The sequence below is a fragment of the Peribacillus sp. SRI_006 genome (assembly GCF_057586375.1).
Genome location: NZ_JBYCZT010000008.1, coordinates 31,851 through 49,818 on the forward strand (window position 1 = coordinate 31,851; position 17,968 = coordinate 49,818).

The following is a 17,968-nucleotide window of genomic DNA, read 5'->3' on the forward strand; positions in this document are numbered from 1 at the left end:
CAGCTTTTTTAATGTTTAAGGGGGAAATCTCATGATTGAAATCCGTTCAGTCCGAAAGGAATACGTCTCGAAGAAAAACCGAGTTATCGGAGTGGATAACGTAACTTTAACCATTCAAACTGGTGAAATATATGGAATTGTCGGCTACAGCGGAGCTGGAAAAAGCTCATTGCTCCGCTGCTTGAATTTGCTTGAACGTCCGACAGGTGGAAATATCATTATCGACGGCATTGATTTAACCTCTTTATCTAGCAAAGAGCTTCGTAAACAACGGCAAAAAATCGGAATGATATTCCAGCACTTTTCCCTGGTCAGTTCAAAAACCGTTTATGAAAATGTCGCTTTCGCCTTAAGGGCCGCGCATCGATCGAAGGACGCGACTAAGTTACGTGTATTGGAATTGTTGGAAATAGTGGGGCTCAGCGATAAGAAAGATGTCTATCCTGCACAGCTTAGCGGTGGACAGAAGCAACGGGTCGGCATAGCTCGCGCGTTAGCAAATGAACCCACTGTACTATTATGTGATGAAGCGACTTCAGCCCTTGATCCAACAACTACAAAAGCGATTTTACAGTTATTGAAAAAGATAAGCAGTGAGCTTGGTATCACCATCGTGTTGATTACACATGAAATGGAAGTGGTCAAAGAACTATGCCACCGAGTCGCCGTGATGCAGGATGGCCGGGTAATTGAAGAAGGACCCGTTTATGAAATATTTTCACAGCCCAAACAGGAGTTAACGAAGCAATTCATTAGCAGTGTACTGGATTTCGAACTCCCTTCGCACTTGATTGAAGAAAGTGAAGGTACGATTATTAAGATCCAATTCGAAGGGCAAACCGCCGGTGAATCGATTCTTTCGGATACTCTCCAATCCCATGCAGTAAAGGGAAATATTTTACACGGTAAAATTGAGTATATCCAGGATGTTCCTTTAGGCTTTTTAATCATCGAGTTAATTGGCGATGCCGTCCAAATTCATTCGGCATTGGAATATATAAAAAATCGTTCCAGTTCTGTGGAGGTGTTAAAACATGTCACTGCTTAATCCCATCGTAAATATTTTACCTGATCTTAATAAAGCCTTTCTTGAAACGATTTATATGGTCGGCGTTTCTCTTGCAGTAGCCCTGCTGATCGGTTTACCGCTTGGAGTATTGCTATTTACAACAACAAGGAATTTATTTTTTGAAAATGGCATCGTGAATCGATCTCTCGGTTTCGCAGTCAATATTGTCCGTTCAATCCCGTTCATCATTCTTTTGGTCGCCCTCCTTCCTTTTACGGACCTACTTACAGGATCGACGATAGGGCCAAGAGCAGCTTCTGTTTCCCTGTCCGTATCCGCAATCCCTTTTTTTGCAAGGATTGTTGAAACTGCATTACGTGAAATAGACAGAGGAGTGATTGAAGCTGCAATTGCCGTAGGTGCCACTCCATGGATGATCATTAAGGATGTACTTCTTCCAGAGGCAAAACCGGGAATCATTCAAGGACTGACATTAACGACCATTTCGCTTATCGGTTACTCAGCAATGGCTGGGACAATCGGCGGTGGCGGAATTGGCGACCTGGCCATCCGGTACGGATATTACCGATATGACAACACAGTCATGATCACGACGATCGTCGTGCTGATCTGCCTTGTGCAACTCATTCAAATGGTTGGTGACAAAGTTTCATACATAGTTAACAAGCGATAGGTTTAATCACTTTTTTTAATGACTCAATACATTTCATTACTCAGGAGGAATTTCAAATGAAGAAAATAGCTTCGTTATTATCAGTCTGTGCACTTGCACTCGGCTTGGCAGCTTGCGGGAGCGATGATGCATCCCCAAATACAGAAGACAAAAAAGAATTGAAGATCGGGGCGACTACCGGGCCGTACGCCGATATGGTTAAGGAGGCCATCAAACCAGGTCTGGAAGATCTCGGATACAAAATAGAGATCGTCGAATTCACCGACTATATCCAGCCGAATAAGTCGCTTGGCAACAACTCGATCGACGCCAACCTTTTCCAGCATAAAGTGTACATGGATAACTTCGCTAAAGAAAATGATTTAAAGCTTTCCGACCTTATCATAGTTCCAACAGCGCCAATGGGCATATATTCTAATAAGTATAATTCATTGAAAGAAGTGAAAGACGGTACATCCCTTGCAGTGCCCAATGATCCGGTTAACCTGGCACGTGCACTAAAAGTGCTGGTGGATGAAGGGTTGATTGAAGTCGATCCAAATGTCGACCCTTTAAAAGTATCTGAAAAGGATGTAACGAAAAATCCAAAAAACATCCAGCTAAAACTATTGGAATCCGCTCAGTTGCCCCGCGCAACAGACAGCGTCGACCTATCGGCGGTCCCTGGCAACTTTGCTCTTGCAGCGAAAATGGACCTCAAGGATGCCCTAGTTTTAGAAAACATGCCGGATATGTATCGAAACGTTGTTGCAGTGAATACAAAAGATGTAGACGCTCAATTTGCCAAGGATATTAAATCTGTAGTGGAATCCGACCAGTTTGAAAAAGTGATCGATGACAAATTTGCCGGATTCGGAAAACCAGACTGGATGAATTGATCAAATAATCAAGGCCTGCTTCCCCTTTACCGGGAACAGGCCTTTCATTAAGGAGAGCAAATATGAGTACCTTACTGGAGGTCCGCAGCGGCCCCGCCTATTACGCCTGTAAAGCAAATGTCCTTGAAAACCTGGAAGTGAAACTGAGTATAGGGAACATTCGTAAAGTGCTCGTTATTCATGGACAAAAGTCCTGGGAAGTTACTGAACCCTTCTTTCCTTCCTTAGAAAATATTGAGACGATCTTTTTCACATACGGCGGGGAATGCAGTGACCCGGAAATTGAACGCGTCAAGAAGGCAGCTCTTGAACATGGTGCAGATGCCTTAATTGGCATTGGCGGCGGTAAGTTGCTCGACCTCGCCAAATCGGCCGGAAACTCGCTTCAAAAGGAAATCATCCTCATTCCAACCTTGGCTTCCACCTGCGCTGCCTGGACACCGTTGAGTGTCATTTATGATGATAATGGTTCATATGTCCGTTATGATATTCATGAAAAAAGCACTTGGATGTTATTGATCGAACCAGGAATTCTTCTTAATTCGCCGATTAACTATTTACGTGCCGGAATCGGCGATACATTGGCGAAATGGTACGAGGGCAATGCACTGGCCGAAAAGCTCGCCACCAAGTCCGTTTGTATTGAATTGGCCCATCTGGCCGCAAGGCAATGCCAGGAAGTTTTATTGACATTTGGCGAGGAAGCCTTAGCTGATTTGGAAAAAGGGAAATGGACAGATGCGCTGCAGCGTGTAATTGAAACGAACATCATCACCAGTGGTCTTGTTGGTGGATTTGGCGGCCAGTACTTGCGCGTTGCCGGTGCCCACTCCATTCATAATGGCATGACTTCCATCACCCAAGCGCATCATTTACTTCACGGGGAAAAAGTGGCATATGGCATTTTAGTCCAGCTTGTGCTAGAAGGGAAATTCTCGGAAATCAAACAATTGCTGCCCATCTACCGGGTGCTTAAATTGCCGATGACATTGCTTGATATTGGCCTGACTGTTGAACATAAGGCGGAACTTCAACAGATTGCAGCCCACTCTGTCAAAGAAGGTGAAGACATCCATCTTCTTTTCCCTGATATCAACAAGGAAAAAGTGACAGCCGCCATGGAAAACCTTGAAATCCTTACAAACCATGCAAGTCCTTCCTAAAAAAGCGATGGGGTTTTGTCCCCATCGTTTTTTTTGATTCCTCATTGTATAAAATCATCCTTTCCACCAAGCATACATAATGTTCCATTAATACTTCAGTATAATAAAAGAAGGTCTCAACCTATTGTCTGTTTCCATAATCCAAGAAGATCACTTTCATGTTGTCTGTGCATGCCTGCTTTTCTATCGGCGGATTCCGGACGGCCCTTTTCCCAATTCCATATATCTTCGAGAGTTTCTGATAGGGGACGGAATATCAGTCCATTTTTGATTGCTTTATCGTTGTCGACAGCCAAAAACCCATTCAAAGGTTCCTTACCTCCTGGTAAAGGGAATTCTTCCGGTATCCATAAAGGCATTTCTCCCCACGGCTCTACTTTATTGTCATTTAAAAATTTTTCAGAGACCCATGTAAAGGCAGCATTACTTCTTGTTACCTTTTTGCAGTCTTCTAGTATTTGCCCCATAGTCAGTGTGTATTCTGGCCCAACGGCATTATAAGTACCTGTCACGCCATTTTCCATCATTTGGATGATCCATTGAGCCAAGTCCCTTGCATCGATAATTTGGATTGGACGTCCAGGGCGTCCAGGCGCAAAAACTTCTCCCCCTTCCGCTATTCTTTTAAGCCAGTACGGCAATCGGTCAGTGTAATCATATGGACCTACTATTTGCCCGGCACGAATTGACAAGACTTTCCCCGGCAGTTCTTTTTCAGCTGCTTTTTCGCTTAATGATTTTAACGGTCCATAATATTCACCGTATATCGGTCCAGCCGTTCCGCGGGTTATTTCTTCTGCTTTATCTTCATTTAGTGCATGAACCTCTCCACTTTCATCAATACCTGGTTCGGTTGGATCACTATAAACTGAGATGCTTGAAATATATGTATAATGTTTAACTTGATTAAGCAACCTGCAAGATTTTGATACAGTTCGAGGGATAAAGCCTGATGTATCAATGACTGCATCCCATTGTCTTCCTTTCAGCATTTCAAGATCACCGCCGCGATCCCCTTTTAATTGTTCTATTTCGGGGAAAACATAAGGGTCATTTCCACGATTAAAAAGTGTGACATCATGCCCCTTCTCTATTGCAGCTTTTGCTATATATCGGCCTAAAAACCGTGTACCCCCAATATTAAAATGTTCATGGATCTCCTCCTCTTAACCGATATTCCATAAAGCATACGCAATACCCTCTCCTGAAATTAATAATACTTGCAACTTTTCTTTGGTTTTCCCTTCTCGGAAAAACTAAAGATATCCTAATCTTTTGAATTTTATTCTTTTTCGCTATAATGATATGGAAAGGGAGAAAGAAGGTGGAACCGATGCTTGAAAATCTTAAACAAAAATTCCCGAACGCTCTTACCAATAAAAAGGATACTGATGATATTTCTAATTATGTTTGGTTCGAAGACTTCAGAAGTATACTTGGTATTCCCCGTTCAGAAATCACAGCAGAAGAAATCCGTTTATTGGAACTGCTTTTTGTTCCTTCCATAAACCCAAATAACCTCAATGCACATCCAGGCTCATCATGGAAAAATTTTTTATCCGAACCGAATGCACCATTGCCTTTAACGAGCTGGGAGAATGTTCGATTCCTTCATTTCAAGTTGACTCATGCTGATTTTTCCAACTCCGATTTTGAAGGGGCCTTCCTCGCTTTCGTTCCATCTGACGCAGCTATTATTTGGGAAAATGAAACGGCAGGCGTCTTAATTGAACCGGACAAGGATGAACCATTATCAAATAAAGAACTGATCGCCATTACTTCCACACTTGAAAGTGACTTTTATGTAAAGACCCGTATGTTCACCGGGCGATTTCACCCTGTAGATCAAGACCTTCGCCATCACTGGACTCAGGAGAAAAAGTGTTTTGAAGTGGCACAGGTGCATCTGCCGGATATAAAAGTGACTGATTTGGCAGACATCATCCCATACTCATTAATAAATGATCCATCCTTTAAGAATGCAAATTGGTTTATCAATGAAATTCTTGGCAAGACCAAGCAGGATACTGAGCTTATCAAAACGGTTAAAACATATATCGAATGTAACTCCAATGCCACATATGCCGCCAAACAGCTTTATATACATCGGAACAGCTTACAATACCGAATCGATAGATTCTCTGAAAAAACTGGTCTCGATATTAGAAACTTCCGTCATGCCCTTACTGCATACTTGATACTTTTACTGAATGATTAATTTCCAATGTAAACACTTTTTTGTGCAATATGCCCATACTTTTTTCAAAACCTATAGCTTAGACTATAGCTAATTGGTACAAGTAATCTAAGAGTTTAAAAGGGGGATTTTTCATGGCAGAGTTAGTGTTAGATCATATATTCAAGATTTATGATAAAAAGGTGACGGCTGTTAAAGACTTCAACCTTCGTGTTGCCGATAAGGAATTCATCGTTTTTGTGGGACCTTCAGGTTGCGGTAAATCAACGACATTAAGGATGATTGCCGGACTGGAAGACATTTCCCAAGGGGATTTATACATAGACGGCAAGCGAGTCAATGATGTCCCCCCTAAAGATCGCGATATTGCGATGGTTTTCCAGAACTATGCCTTATATCCTCATATGTCTGTATTTGACAATATGGCATTCGGATTAAAGCTCAGGAAAACGCCAAAAGCTGAAATCAAGCAAAGAGTAAATGAAGCGGCAAGGATTCTCGGACTTGAAGAGCTTCTAAACAGGAAACCTAAAGCGCTTTCAGGTGGTCAGCGCCAGCGTGTTGCACTTGGTCGTGCAATTGTAAGGGACGCAAAAGTTTTCTTGATGGATGAGCCATTATCCAATCTCGACGCAAAACTGCGGGTTCAAATGCGCGCGGAAATAGCTAAACTCCATAAACGGCTCGACACCACAACGATATATGTCACACATGACCAAACAGAGGCAATGACCATGGCGACACGTCTTGTTGTAATGAAAGATGGTATCATCCAACAGGTCGGTGCTCCAAAGGATGTTTATGAGAAACCAATAAACGTGTTTGTCGGCGGCTTTATCGGATCGCCTGCCATGAACTTCTTTACCGGAACATTAAAAGAAGGCACAATCAAAATAGGCGAACAAACGCTTGAAATACCTGAATTTAAGATGAAAATGCTACGTGATCAAGGATATGTCGGAAAAGATGTAATCCTTGGAATCCGTCCGGAAGATTTCCATAATGAAGGAGCTTATTTCACGGAGTCCCCTAACACTACATTCACGACCCAAATTGATGTAGCCGAACTCATGGGCGCGGAGATCATGCTCTACTCCACTTTAGAGGGGCAGGACTTCGTTGCAAGGGTCGATGCCAATAACATTATCCAGGCAGGCGAAAAGATCGAACTTGCCCTCGACATGAATAAAGCGCACTTTTTTGATAAAGGGACCGAACATCGCATTTTAGTTGAAGAAGATGAACAGATGCAGGAAAGCATGAAGTTATCTGCCAATTAAACATGAAAAGACCCATTCATTATGGGTCTTTTTACGTTTATTAAAATAAAGGGCGATTCATTCCTGGACCAATACCACTTCATCATGTCCGCATTCAGGGCATTTCATGAGATGGGGGCATTGCCCTTTTTGAAGGGATTGAGGGTATCCGTCGTTTTCTTTAAGTATGTCGATATCCATATAAGCACTGTAATCATCAGCATAATCCATGAATTTCCCTTTATCCTCAAGTTCACTGCCGCATTCCGGGCAATCCACATGAATTTTTCTTAGACCGTTGCAAAGCGGGCATATAGACATTGTTTTTCCTCCTGTTCCAGATACTTATGATTTCAGTATTTGTCGATTCCAGTATTTTAACACATGGAAACACCCTCCCTAATGTTAGAGGGAGGGTGCTTCCATCCAATTATTTATTAACCATGTTAGCAGGATCGACCCATGCTTTGAATTCATCTTCCGTCAGGAACTCCAGTTTCAATGCCGCTTCTTTTAACGTGGAGTTGTCCTTGAAGGCGGTTTTGGCGATCTTGGCTGCTTTTTCATAACCGATATGCGGGTTCAATGCTGTTACCAGCATAAGGGAACGCTCTACATTTTCTTTGATCTTATCTTCATTTGCAGTGATGCCAACCGCACAATTATCGTTGAAGGAATGAATGCCTTCCGTCAATAATTTGACCGTTTGCAGGAAGTTATAGATGATGACTGGTTTGAATACATTCAATTCAAAGTTACCTTGGCTTGCTGCAAAGCCAATTGTAGCATCGTTACCCACGATTTGTGTCGCAATCATGGTAAGCGCTTCACTTTGGGTCGGATTGACTTTACCTGGCATGATGGAGCTGCCCGGCTCGTTTTCCGGAATGGCAATTTCTCCGATTCCGCTTCTCGGTCCACTTGCAAGCCATCTGACATCGTTCGCAATTTTCATTAAATCTGCCGCCAATGCTTTCAAAGCACCGTGTGCGTAGACGATTTCGTTATGGCTAGTCAATGCATGGAACTTATTATCAGATGTGACAAAAGGATATCCTGTATCCGCTGCAATTTGTTTGGCAGAAAGTCCCGGGAATTCTTTCTTTGTATTGATTCCGGTTCCTACAGCCGTTCCGCCTAGAGCAAGGTTCAATAGTTTTTGGCTGCTTTCCTCAATCATCGCCAAATCTTTATCGAGCATCGCTTTCCAACCGGAAATTTCTTGTCCTAATGTTAAGGGTGTAGCATCTTGAAGATGTGTCCGGCCGATTTTCACGACATCCCAAAATTCTTTTTCTTTTGTATCGAATGTATCACGAAGTGCTTTGATGGCAGGAACCAATTTTTCAGCGACTTCCATAAAGGCTGCAATATGCATGGCAGTCGGGAAAGTATCATTTGAGCTTTGTGCCTTGTTAACATCATCATTCGGGTGAAGGATTTCCGATTCACCATTTTCTTTTAACCATTCATTCCCTTTGTTAGCGACCACTTCATTCACATTCATATTACTTTGCGTACCGCTTCCCGTTTGCCAAACTACAAGCGGGAAATGTTCATCAAGCGTACCTTCAAGGATTTCGCGGCAAATCTTGACGATGGCGTTCTTTTTAACTTCGGAAAGATCGCCAAGATCATAGTTCACCTTTGCAGCAGCTTGTTTAACGTATGCAAATGCACGAACCAATTCTATCGGCATTTTTTCGTTACCGATTTTGAAATTGTTACGGCTTCTCTCAGTTTGTGCTCCCCAATATTTATCAGCAGGAACTTTCACTTCACCCATCGTATCACGTTCGATTCTGTATTCCATGTGTTCTCCTCCTAAGTTTGCACTATTCATTGAAGAATTTTTGCATATGAAATGAATAATGTCGGATTATTCTTTCTCTCCATACATTGTACAAACTTTATTATTTTAAAGCAAAAATATCCCGCTGACCCTTTCCATATTTCTGAAAAATCCTAGGCCATTCATATTTAGATGAAAATTTGGATATTCTTTTTTGACACATAAAGTGTAGGCACCGCTAGGCTTCAATTGACCTGGCCATGAACACCAACACATCATCATCCCCAAATTGCCCTTGACAGTGTTTTGTATATATAGTAAATTCAAAAGAAATTGAATAATCTAAACTCTTATCGAGAGAGGTAGAGGGAATGGCCCGATGACACCTCAGCAACCTTCATTTGTTTCAAACCAATGAAAAGGTGCTAATTCCACAAGTTTATGAACTTGGAAGATAAGAAGAATGACTCGTCCCTACTTAATCAAAGTCTTCTTCTTAAAGAAGACTTTTTTTTATTTTATTTAACTCAAAGGAGCAGTGAAAACCATGTATAAACCTGAAACATATCTTGCTCAATTAGGAAATCGCAGTGAAACGGCGACAGGAACAGTCAATCCGCCGGTATACTTTTCAACAGCTTTTCGCCACGAAGGAATCGGTCAATCGACGGGATTCGACTACACAAGGACAGGTAACCCTACCCGCCAGCTATTGGAGCGATCCATCGCCGATCTGGAAAAAGGAGACCAAGGCTATGCCTGCAGTTCAGGAATGGCCGCCATCTCCACTATACTCGCCCTTTTTAAATCCGGGGATGCGTGGATTGTCAGTGAAGATCTTTATGGCGGTACATATCGGCTGTTAGAACAAGGTTTTAAAAAATGGGGATTGCAGTGTGACTATGTAAACACTTGTTGTTTGGAGGATATCGAAAAAGCCATCACTCCTCACACGAAAGCCATCTTCATCGAAACTCCCACTAACCCTCTTATGCAGCAAACGGATATTAGCGCCGTTGCCGCATTGGCTAAACGATATAATTTATTGCTAATCGTTGATAACACTTTTTACACGCCTCTTATTCAACAACCAATCTTGCTTGGAGCTGATATTGTGATCCACAGTGCAACCAAGTATCTCGGTGGTCATAATGATGTGCTCGCCGGACTGATCGTTGCTAGCGGCGCTGAATTATGTGATGCACTTGCCTTCCATCATAATGGCACTGGAGCTGTCTTGAGCCCATTTGATTCTTGGCTGTTGATGCGCGGAATGAAAACCCTGGCATTGCGGATGGAGCGTCATGAAAAGAATGCCAAGATACTTGTAGAATACTTATCGGAGCATGATTGTGTTACGGACGTATTGTATCCGGGCCGAGGCGGCATGATTTCTTTTCGCATCATTGATGAAGCGGCGGTCAACCCATTTTTACAATCGCTCTCATTAATTTCCTTTGCAGAAAGCCTGGGAGGGGTTGAAAGCTTCATCACCTATCCTGCCACACAAACACATGCCGATATACCGCTTGAGGTCAGAACGGCAAACGGTGTTTGTAATCGACTGCTCCGCTTCTCCGTTGGCATCGAGGATAGCGACGATTTGATTGGTGACTTGCAGCAAGCATTCGCACATGTAAAAAGGGAGGCACTACGATGACAGATCATGATTTTAGCTTTGAAACAAAATTACTTCATAATCAACATAAATTCGATCCGGCAACGGGCGGTGTGAGCGTCCCCATTCAGCATGCATCGACTTTCCATCAATCCGATATCGATCAATTCGGCAAATATGACTACAGCAGAAGCGGGAACCCAACCCGCGAGGCACTTGAAGACATCATTGCCGAACTTGAGGAAGGCACTCACGGCTTTGCCTTTTCATCAGGTATGGCTGCCATTTCAACAGCCTTCCTGCTATTGTCTGCCGGGGATCATATCGTCATTTCCGAAGATGTGTATGGCGGAACGTTCAGGATGGTCACAAGCGTTTTGAACCGTTTCAATATTGAGCATACCTTCGTTGACATGACGGACCTTGAAAGTGTCAAAGCGGCGGTTCAGCCAAATACCAGGGCCATATACATTGAAACGCCTTCAAATCCTTTACTTAAAGTGACCGATATTCAAGCTGTATGTGATATCGCAAAAAAAGCCGGTGCCTTAAGTTTTGTTGATAATACATTCTTGACGCCCGCATTGCAAAAACCGCTGAATCTGGGCGCTGATGTTGTCCTTCATAGCGCGACGAAGTTTTTATCCGGACATAGTGATGTGGTAGCTGGGCTTGCGGTCGTGAAAGATCCGGAATTGGCGGCAAGACTCGGTTCGCTTCAAAACTCCTTTGGAGCGGTCCTTGGTGTTCAGGATGCCTGGCTCGTAATGAGAGGCTTGAAAACCTTGTCAGTTAGAATGGAACATTCACAAAAAGGGGCCGAAAAGATTGCAGCCTACTTAAAGGAGCAGCCCTTGGTGAAAAAGGTATATTATCCCGGCCTAGCCGATCATCCACAGCACGCCATCCAGAAAGGCCAGTCACTCGGAGCAGGGGCGGTCCTTTCATTTGAATTGGAAAGTGAGGAAATCTTCCGTTCCTTCGTGAACACTGTCGAGCTCCCTGTTTTTGCCGTAAGCCTGGGAGCGGTAGAATCCATATTATCCTACCCGGCCAAAATGTCCCATGCGGCCATGCCTGCTGATGAAAGGGAAAAGCGAGGCATTACGAATAGCTTGCTCCGCCTCTCTGTCGGACTGGAAAATCCGGACGATTTAATCAAGGACTTCGAAGCTGCCCTCGTCAATATTGCCAAAGGGGAAGCAATTGCTGCAAAATGATTAAAGTAATGGGTGCCTCATATTTTATGGGCACCTTTTTTATTCCATCAATAAAAGAAGACCATCGATATCCCGATGGCCTAACTCTCATTTCTTCATATTATATTTATCCAGGAAACGATCCACCCGTCCGCCTTTTTCAGCAAACTTCTGCTTTCCTGTATAATAAGGGTGCGTATCCGAGCTGATTTCCACTTTTAATAAAGGATATGTTTGGCCGTCTTCCCAAACGATTGTTTCATTGGACGTCTTAGTGGAGCCTGTCAAAAATTTATACCCACTGTTGGTATCCATGAATACCACTTGTTGATAATCGGGATGAATTTCTTGTTTCACTATTATCACCTCATCGTCAGTATAGGTATATCTTAAACGTAATGATTACTATTATCAACCATTATGCTTGAAGGTACCAAAAGTCGGTACCTTCATTATAGTTTAATCTAGATGATCTACCCTTATTCCTTTGTGTTCAGCCAGCCATGCCTTTATGCGGACCTGCCTGCAGTTCATACATTTGATAGTACTTCCCTTTCAGTTCCATTAATTCTTCATGTGTACCAAGCTCTGCAATCCGCCCTTTTTCCAGTACAAGAATTTGGTCGGCATTTTTTATCGTGGAAAGCCTATGTGCAATGATGAAGGTCGTTCTCCCTTTTTTCAGCACTTCCATACCCTCCTGGATAATTGCCTCGGTTTCGGTGTCGATGCTTGCTGTCGCTTCATCCAAGATCAATATGGCCGGATTGAATGCAAGGGCACGGGCAAAAGAGATTAGCTGACGCTGTCCGGAAGACAGCGTTCCGCCTTTTTCGATCACGGGCTCGTCAAGCCCTAAAGGAAGATGCTTCAGCACTTTGTCCCCCCCGACATCTCTTAATGCTTTTTCAACCATTTCCCTTGTGATGCCTTTATGATTGAGACTGATATTGGAGGCGATGGTGCCAGTAAATAAATAGGGGTCCTGAAGGACGATCCCCATATGCTCCCTAAGCGTCTGATGGGGGATATCCAATATATTTCTGCCATCGATTTTGATTTGACCTTCACTGCTGTCATAAAAGCGGAATAATAAATTCATTATGGAGCTTTTTCCTGAACCGGTGTGGCCAACTAAAGCAACCGTTTCCCCCTGTTTAGCGGAGAAGGAAATGTCCCTTAACACATATTTTTTATCCTTATAACCAAAAGAAACATTTTCGAATTGTACGTTTCCTTTGTATCTGGATATGTTTTCATCGCTGACTGCCAATCCCTCCTCATCCAATAAGCTGAACGTCCTCTCCCCTGCAACAAGCGCCTGTTCAAGATTAGCGAACTGATTGACGATTCCGTGAAGCGGATGTAGCAGGCGGCTGATCAAATCAACAATTGCATACATCATCCCTAAGGAAATGGCCGAACCCGCTGTAAGGGAAATCCCGCCGAAATACCAGACGAAGGCCATCAGCGCCAAAAGCTTAATGACGCCAATCAAGTTTCCACCCGTCAACGAATTCAAATGGAGCATTTTATTTTGATAGGAAAAATGCTCCCGGTTCAGATTTTCAAAAGATTGCTTCGTCTCCTTTTCACGTCCAAATGCCTGAATGATGCTCATACCAGAAATGGATTCATTAATCATTCCATTAATATCGCTGACCCGTTCCCGAATGATGTGATTATATTTCGAGGCGAATTTACGGTATACCATCGTCCAGATAACGATGATCGGAATAAGTAGAAGGCCAATGGTACCGACTCGTGGATCCAGAATAAATAAAGCAATTAGAACGCCGAAAATATTAATGGTACTCGAGAAGAAGTTGGCGAGCACGGTTACATATAATTCCCGGATCGCTTCCGTATCATTAGTGACCCTGGCTACAATTTTACCCGCTGGCATATTATCAAAATAACGTATCGGCAGACGGGAAATATGCCTAAAAATATCATTTCGCATCTTCTGTATGATTCGGTTCGCCGCTTTCTGTAAATAAAAACTCTGGCCATATTGAAAAATGGAGGAAAGGATGACAAGGCTAAAATAAAAAGCCACAAGCTTAATGATCCGCGGGATTTCCGGTTGATAAAATCCCATCACTTCCTGACTCGTCAATTTCACTGCTTGCGCACGTTGCTCTTTCCCGTCTTTCTTGATGATCAATGATTGGTTCTCCAAGGTTCTGCGCCCATCGATAGGGACAGCTTCATCTACGAAGACAAATTGATTGCCAACCTGCAGAACATGGACTTCCCTGCCTTTCTTCTCACCTTTTGAATAGTAATCAGCCCGTTTATACCAATTTCCATCATACTTAACTGCATCTTTTCCTTTACCTGCTTCATGCCAGGAAGATTCGATGCCAAGTATATGTGAATCGATGATTTTCTTGGCAACGAAAGGACCCGTTAAATCGGCCGCTACCGAAAGAGCAAGCATGATCAGGGCGCCAATGATCAATTTTTTATAAAGGGCAGCATAATTAAAAAGTTTCTTTACGACCTTCATGCCTTCACCTCCGTTCCTTCGTCAACCTGCTGTCGTTCATATTGCTCCCTATACCAGCCATCATTCAGCAGTAAATCCGCATGAGTCCCCTCTTCGATGATCTTTCCGCTGTCCAATACGATAATCCTGTCCGCGTGCTGAACGGCTGATAAGCGGTGGGTTGTGATGATGGTCGTTTTCCCTGCCCGTTCATTTTGGATATTTTCGATGATCGTCGTTTCCGTTTTTGCATCGACAGCGGATAAGGAATCATCCAATATAAGGATTTCCGGATTTTTGATCAATGCCCTGGCAATCGAGATCCTCTGCTTTTGTCCACCGGACAGAGCGACACCCTTCTCACCGACGAGTGTCTCTAATCGGTTTGGCAGCATCATTAAATCCTTCTCAAAATCCGCAAGCCGGATGGCTTCAGCCAGTTCACCTTCCGTTGCATCCATTTTACCGAATAAGATATTTTCCCTAACAGTCTTCGAGAATAAAAAATGGTCCTGTGGAACATATCCGATCCATTTACGGATATCTTCAAGGTGCAGTTGCTCCAGCGGCATGCCTGCAAAAGCGATTTCACCTGTTCCTAAAGGATATTCCCGCAGCAATTGCTTCACGAATGTCGTTTTTCCACTACCTGTTTTCCCCACTATCCCCAATGTTTGACCGCGCTCAAGCTGAACGGAAATATCGGATAGATTCACAACCGTTGAGGACGGGTATGTAAAATGCACTGAATTGAATTGGATATTCCCCGGGTTCGTAATACTCTCCATCCCCATTGAATTCTTCACATCCGCTTCATACGAAAGAGTATCCTGAACACGGTCTAGCGAAGCATTTCCCCTTTGCATGACATTGATCAGCTCACCCACCGCGATCATCGGCCAGATTAACATGCCTAGGTACACATTGAACGAAACAAGCCCGCCAAGCGTTATGGCCTGTTGAAACACAAGATAAGCCCCATAGCCCAACCCGATTAAATAGCTGATGCCGATGATAATGCTGATTGTCGGATCAAAGAGGGCGTCGATCCTTGCCACGGCTAGGTTTTTGCCATATACATCCTCGGTCATTTCCTCAAATCGCTTTTCATCTTCCCGTTCCTGGACATAGGCCCGGATAACACGGACACCGGAAATGGATTCCAGGACCTTGTCATTTAAAGTGCCAAAGGCTGCTTGTGCATCCGTAAAACGTTTGTAAATTTTCTTCACGTAAATTTGCATCAGCACTGCCATGATCGGAAGCGGCAGCACCGCCGCAATCGTCAACTGCCAGCTGATCGTGGCTCCCATCATGACCACTACCGTGATGGTGAACAGCACCGCGTCTACGAGGGTCAATATCCCGAAACCAGCTGTGAGGGATATTGCCTTTAAATCATTGGTTGCCCTTGCCATTAAATCTCCTGTACGGTTTTTTTCATAAAAACTTGGCGTCATTTTCAGCAAATGGCCCATAAACCCTGACCTTAGTTTCCGTTCGACCAAGTTTCCGCCGCCGAATAACAGATAACTCCATAAGTAACCAAATAGGTAACTGCCGATCAGTACCATGAGCAAATAAATAACGTATTTCATGACCCCTTCCTGCGTCATGCTGCCATTGTTCATATCATCGATGGCATTCCCGACAAGCTTTGGCGGGATAACCTCCAAGATATTCACTAGACATAGAAATAAAATCGCCAAAGTGTAACGCTGCCACTGTTCTTTAAAGAACCAGGACAGCTTTTTAAAAATCGCAAACATGAATTCCCCTCCCTTTTGGTCAAACCTTTCACTCGCTAACCGCTTTCTGGATCTCCCGGCTGCAATAAGATTTCTAATGTCTTTTGTCTCATTTATAGTTCCTCCTATCCTTTATATGGAAAGGGTGCTAATGCACCTGGATCCAAAATGCCAAAAAGCCCCCGCCGATTAGCGGAAGCTTTTTTAGATGCGTAATAACACATATAAAAGCGCAGGCCGCGAAAATTCCACAACCTGCGCTTTAAAATCATGAATGGAAGCGAGGAATCCTATGTCTGGAAAGACAAGGTATCAGGGCAGGCGGACGTATGATATTCAATTGTGACATCACTGTGCTTAACTGATTTAGTCATGACGTTCGCCTCCTTTTCCATTGATTAATGGTAATTTTTAACTTATTTTTAAAGATTACTACGTTTGCATATTTTTGTCAATTATGACTTTTCTAGATTATTGATGGATAATCCTTTATTCTAATAAGAATGACGCAACCTAAGGAGGTTCAGCATATGCAATGGAGAAAATATATACTCCTGGCGGTTCCCTTTTTATTATCAGCCATTTTCATCTTATTTGCCGTACCGGTCCAATATAGATTTTTATCCTTCACTCCTGTGTTTCTTTTCTGGATAGTTTATTATATTTTATTGTACCGGGAAAAGAAGAAAAAAAGATGACATCACCTTGGGGGGTTGCAAATGCAACGCCCCTTTCTTGATGGCTATGCATATAATGATCGAAAAACATTTGTGGTGAAATGTATGCTTTCCCAATATTTGCAAAAGCTGTTGGGTAAACACCCTGCCAAAACAAAACCGATCATCGATGCTGAAAGATTTGACACGCTAAAATCCCGTTTACAAAAAGAGCTCTTTCAGCCTGTTGATGAGTCAAAAGCTTTTTTCCCCGAGGAAGCCGCCCTGATAAAAAGCATTCGAACCGAAACGGCTGCCTTGAACCGGAACAATATCACAAGAACTCAAGCCTATCTTGCCTTTTACAATCGCAATCCAGAGGTTCACTGGGCCTTTTTAGCACATATGGTTTCGAGGAATGGAGGATACCATATGACTGACTTGAAAAGTTCAAACATGACCCATCTACTTGACAGAGCGGAACGGCAGAAATTTTTCCATTTCCTTGAGCGTGCCAATTCAGCCATATTTGCAGATGCCTTCCCCCAGCTTCTTTTATATGAACATTCTAAACAAAAAGAACTTCCGCTAAGAAGGTATTTACCAGTATTCCGCATTTCAAGATTCATGGCCCCGATTTGGGAATCTTTCATCGAAGAGCCCCATTCACCCCTTTTGACAACGGCCCTTATCATTAATGAACAAAGAATGCTTCAGGAAAGGATATTAAAACGCACCCGTCATGGTGAAATCCTCCGCAGGCTTGATTTTCAGCTTCAGGAATACTTAGGCTTCATGAAAGTGATCTTTCCTTATGCAAACAAGCAAAAAGGACTTCATTCCTTGACAGGACTTACCGTCGAACGCTTTGCCGACCCGAAACAGCGCATTGAAACGGGGAAATTATTATATGGGCTTCTATTTCAGCATCCGGTGGTTTTTCGCGGAGTCGGCCATTTTACAAAAGAGATTCCCCACACGGGTTCCAGAGAGGATTACTGGGCAAGCATATATACCTCTGATGGATCCACGTCAAAAGATGATAAAATCTACAGCCCCACTCTTCATTATGCATGGAAAGATCGACCATTCTTTCCTCCCCATTCCTTTGATTGGTTCACGAATGAAAGCTACATGGAAGATTTACGAAGTTTACCGATCATTAAAAAGGAGGACCTGACCAACGAGGTGCTCGAAAATGTCAAGCAGCTCAAAACCCTTAACGAAATGAAAGCCATTTTCTAGCATGATGCCTCTTACTTTG

At 43.2% G+C, this 17,968-nt stretch carries 16 protein-coding genes and 1 riboswitch; of the genes, 10 read left to right on the forward strand and 6 right to left on the reverse strand.

What is annotated here, in order from left to right; translation table 11 throughout:
- The first annotated feature begins 31 nt into the window (after positions 1–31).
- The 4 genes from AC2YHV_RS12885 (at position 32) to AC2YHV_RS12900 (ending at position 3,744) form a co-directional block, all read left to right on the forward strand.
- Positions 32–1,048: a methionine ABC transporter ATP-binding protein gene (locus tag AC2YHV_RS12885; protein ID WP_098865894.1), complete on the forward strand. Its 1,017-nt coding sequence runs from the start codon at positions 32–34 to the stop codon at positions 1,046–1,048.
- A complete protein-coding gene (locus tag AC2YHV_RS12890) occupies positions 1,035–1,703 on the forward strand; it encodes a methionine ABC transporter permease (protein ID WP_487373350.1) in 669 nt (222 codons plus the stop codon). Before AC2YHV_RS12885 ends, AC2YHV_RS12890 begins: the two co-directional genes overlap by 14 nt.
- Positions 1,704–1,759: 56 nt before the next feature.
- Complete coding sequence (locus AC2YHV_RS12895) at positions 1,760–2,581, forward strand: MetQ/NlpA family ABC transporter substrate-binding protein (protein WP_057275775.1); 822 nt, start codon at positions 1,760–1,762, stop codon at positions 2,579–2,581.
- A 62-nt stretch (positions 2,582–2,643) separates the two neighbouring features.
- Complete coding sequence (locus tag AC2YHV_RS12900) at positions 2,644–3,744, forward strand: iron-containing alcohol dehydrogenase family protein (RefSeq protein ID WP_487373351.1); 1,101 nt, start codon at positions 2,644–2,646, stop codon at positions 3,742–3,744.
- Positions 3,745–3,860: 116 nt separating this feature from the next.
- Here the strand turns inward: AC2YHV_RS12900 and AC2YHV_RS12905 are convergent, their stop codons facing one another.
- A complete protein-coding gene (locus AC2YHV_RS12905) occupies positions 3,861–4,736 on the reverse strand; it encodes a Rossmann-fold NAD(P)-binding domain-containing protein (protein WP_487373352.1) in 876 nt (291 codons plus the stop codon).
- A 341-nt stretch (positions 4,737–5,077) separates the two neighbouring features.
- On the opposite strand from AC2YHV_RS12905, the gene AC2YHV_RS12910 reads away from it, so the two are divergent.
- On the forward strand, positions 5,078–5,962 hold the full coding sequence (locus AC2YHV_RS12910; protein ID WP_057275772.1) for a PucR family transcriptional regulator: 885 nt from the start codon (positions 5,078–5,080) through the stop codon (positions 5,960–5,962).
- 113 nt (positions 5,963–6,075) lie between these two features.
- On the forward strand, positions 6,076–7,221 hold the full coding sequence (locus tag AC2YHV_RS12915; RefSeq protein WP_098185206.1) for an ABC transporter ATP-binding protein: 1,146 nt from the start codon (positions 6,076–6,078) through the stop codon (positions 7,219–7,221).
- 57 nt (positions 7,222–7,278) lie between these two features.
- Here the strand turns inward: AC2YHV_RS12915 and AC2YHV_RS12920 are convergent, their stop codons facing one another.
- A complete protein-coding gene (locus AC2YHV_RS12920) occupies positions 7,279–7,521 on the reverse strand; it encodes a hypothetical protein (protein WP_034314767.1) in 243 nt (80 codons plus the stop codon).
- 109 nt (positions 7,522–7,630) lie between these two features.
- The gene (gene fumC / locus AC2YHV_RS12925; RefSeq protein ID WP_487373353.1) at positions 7,631–9,013 is read right to left on the reverse strand and encodes a class II fumarate hydratase; all 1,383 of its coding nucleotides are present in this window, start codon (positions 9,011–9,013) and stop codon (positions 7,631–7,633) included.
- Positions 9,014–9,339: 326 nt separating this feature from the next.
- Positions 9,340–9,453, forward strand: a riboswitch (SAM riboswitch).
- Positions 9,454–9,539: 86 nt separating this feature from the next.
- Here fumC and AC2YHV_RS12930 point away from each other — a divergent pair.
- Positions 9,540–10,652, forward strand: a complete 1,113-nt coding sequence (locus tag AC2YHV_RS12930; protein ID WP_145504906.1) for a methionine biosynthesis PLP-dependent protein — start codon at positions 9,540–9,542, stop codon at positions 10,650–10,652.
- Positions 10,649–11,830: a cystathionine beta-lyase gene (gene metC, locus AC2YHV_RS12935; RefSeq protein ID WP_057275770.1), complete on the forward strand. Its 1,182-nt coding sequence runs from the start codon at positions 10,649–10,651 to the stop codon at positions 11,828–11,830. The genes AC2YHV_RS12930 and metC overlap by 4 nt, the downstream gene beginning before the upstream one ends.
- Positions 11,831–11,917: 87 nt before the next feature.
- Here the strand turns inward: metC and AC2YHV_RS12940 are convergent, their stop codons facing one another.
- The 3 genes from AC2YHV_RS12940 to AC2YHV_RS12950 form a co-directional block, all read right to left on the reverse strand.
- A complete protein-coding gene (locus tag AC2YHV_RS12940; protein WP_034314776.1) occupies positions 11,918–12,166 on the reverse strand; it encodes a type B 50S ribosomal protein L31 in 249 nt (82 codons plus the stop codon).
- Between the two features lie 136 nt (positions 12,167–12,302).
- A complete protein-coding gene (locus AC2YHV_RS12945) occupies positions 12,303–14,321 on the reverse strand; it encodes an ABC transporter ATP-binding protein (RefSeq protein ID WP_487373354.1) in 2,019 nt (672 codons plus the stop codon).
- Positions 14,318–16,069, reverse strand: coding sequence for an ABC transporter ATP-binding protein (locus tag AC2YHV_RS12950; protein ID WP_063577139.1), 1,752 nt, complete (start codon positions 16,067–16,069; stop codon positions 14,318–14,320). The genes AC2YHV_RS12945 and AC2YHV_RS12950 overlap by 4 nt, the downstream gene beginning before the upstream one ends.
- A 509-nt stretch (positions 16,070–16,578) precedes the next feature.
- Here AC2YHV_RS12950 and AC2YHV_RS12955 point away from each other — a divergent pair.
- Together AC2YHV_RS12955 and AC2YHV_RS12960 are read left to right on the forward strand one after the other, a co-directional pair.
- Positions 16,579–16,746 carry a hypothetical protein gene (locus tag AC2YHV_RS12955; protein WP_156404298.1) on the forward strand — a complete coding sequence of 56 codons (168 nt, stop codon included), beginning with the start codon at positions 16,579–16,581 and terminating at the stop codon, positions 16,744–16,746.
- Between the two features lie 21 nt (positions 16,747–16,767).
- The gene (locus tag AC2YHV_RS12960; RefSeq protein WP_487373355.1) at positions 16,768–17,949 is read left to right on the forward strand and encodes a DUF2515 family protein; all 1,182 of its coding nucleotides are present in this window, start codon (positions 16,768–16,770) and stop codon (positions 17,947–17,949) included.
- The last annotated feature ends 19 nt before the right edge of the window (positions 17,950–17,968 follow it).

Bases quoted from the DNA above. Each gene is read 5' to 3' on its own strand.
- AC2YHV_RS12885 (WP_098865894.1), top strand. From the start codon at position 32: ATGATTGAAATCCGTTCAGTCCGAAAGGAATACGTCTCGAAGAAAAAC.
- AC2YHV_RS12890 (WP_487373350.1), top strand. From the start codon at position 1,035: ATGTCACTGCTTAATCCCATCGTAAATATTTTACCTGATCTTAATAAA.
- AC2YHV_RS12895 (WP_057275775.1), top strand. From the start codon at position 1,760: ATGAAGAAAATAGCTTCGTTATTATCAGTCTGTGCACTTGCACTCGGC.
- AC2YHV_RS12900 (WP_487373351.1), top strand. From the start codon at position 2,644: ATGAGTACCTTACTGGAGGTCCGCAGCGGCCCCGCCTATTACGCCTGT.
- AC2YHV_RS12905 (WP_487373352.1), bottom strand. From the start codon at position 4,736: ATGCTGAAAGGAAGACAATGGGATGCAGTCATTGATACATCAGGCTTT.
- AC2YHV_RS12910 (WP_057275772.1), top strand. From the start codon at position 5,078: ATGCTTGAAAATCTTAAACAAAAATTCCCGAACGCTCTTACCAATAAA.
- AC2YHV_RS12915 (WP_098185206.1), top strand. From the start codon at position 6,076: ATGGCAGAGTTAGTGTTAGATCATATATTCAAGATTTATGATAAAAAG.
- AC2YHV_RS12920 (WP_034314767.1), bottom strand. From the start codon at position 7,521: ATGTCTATATGCCCGCTTTGCAACGGTCTAAGAAAAATTCATGTGGAT.
- fumC (WP_487373353.1), bottom strand. From the start codon at position 9,013: ATGGAATACAGAATCGAACGTGATACGATGGGTGAAGTGAAAGTTCCT.
- AC2YHV_RS12930 (WP_145504906.1), top strand. From the start codon at position 9,540: ATGTATAAACCTGAAACATATCTTGCTCAATTAGGAAATCGCAGTGAA.
- metC (WP_057275770.1), top strand. From the start codon at position 10,649: ATGACAGATCATGATTTTAGCTTTGAAACAAAATTACTTCATAATCAA.
- AC2YHV_RS12945 (WP_487373354.1), bottom strand. From the start codon at position 14,321: ATGAAGGTCGTAAAGAAACTTTTTAATTATGCTGCCCTTTATAAAAAA.
- AC2YHV_RS12950 (WP_063577139.1), bottom strand. From the start codon at position 16,069: ATGTTTGCGATTTTTAAAAAGCTGTCCTGGTTCTTTAAAGAACAGTGG.
- AC2YHV_RS12955 (WP_156404298.1), top strand. From the start codon at position 16,579: ATGCAATGGAGAAAATATATACTCCTGGCGGTTCCCTTTTTATTATCA.
- AC2YHV_RS12960 (WP_487373355.1), top strand. From the start codon at position 16,768: ATGCAACGCCCCTTTCTTGATGGCTATGCATATAATGATCGAAAAACA.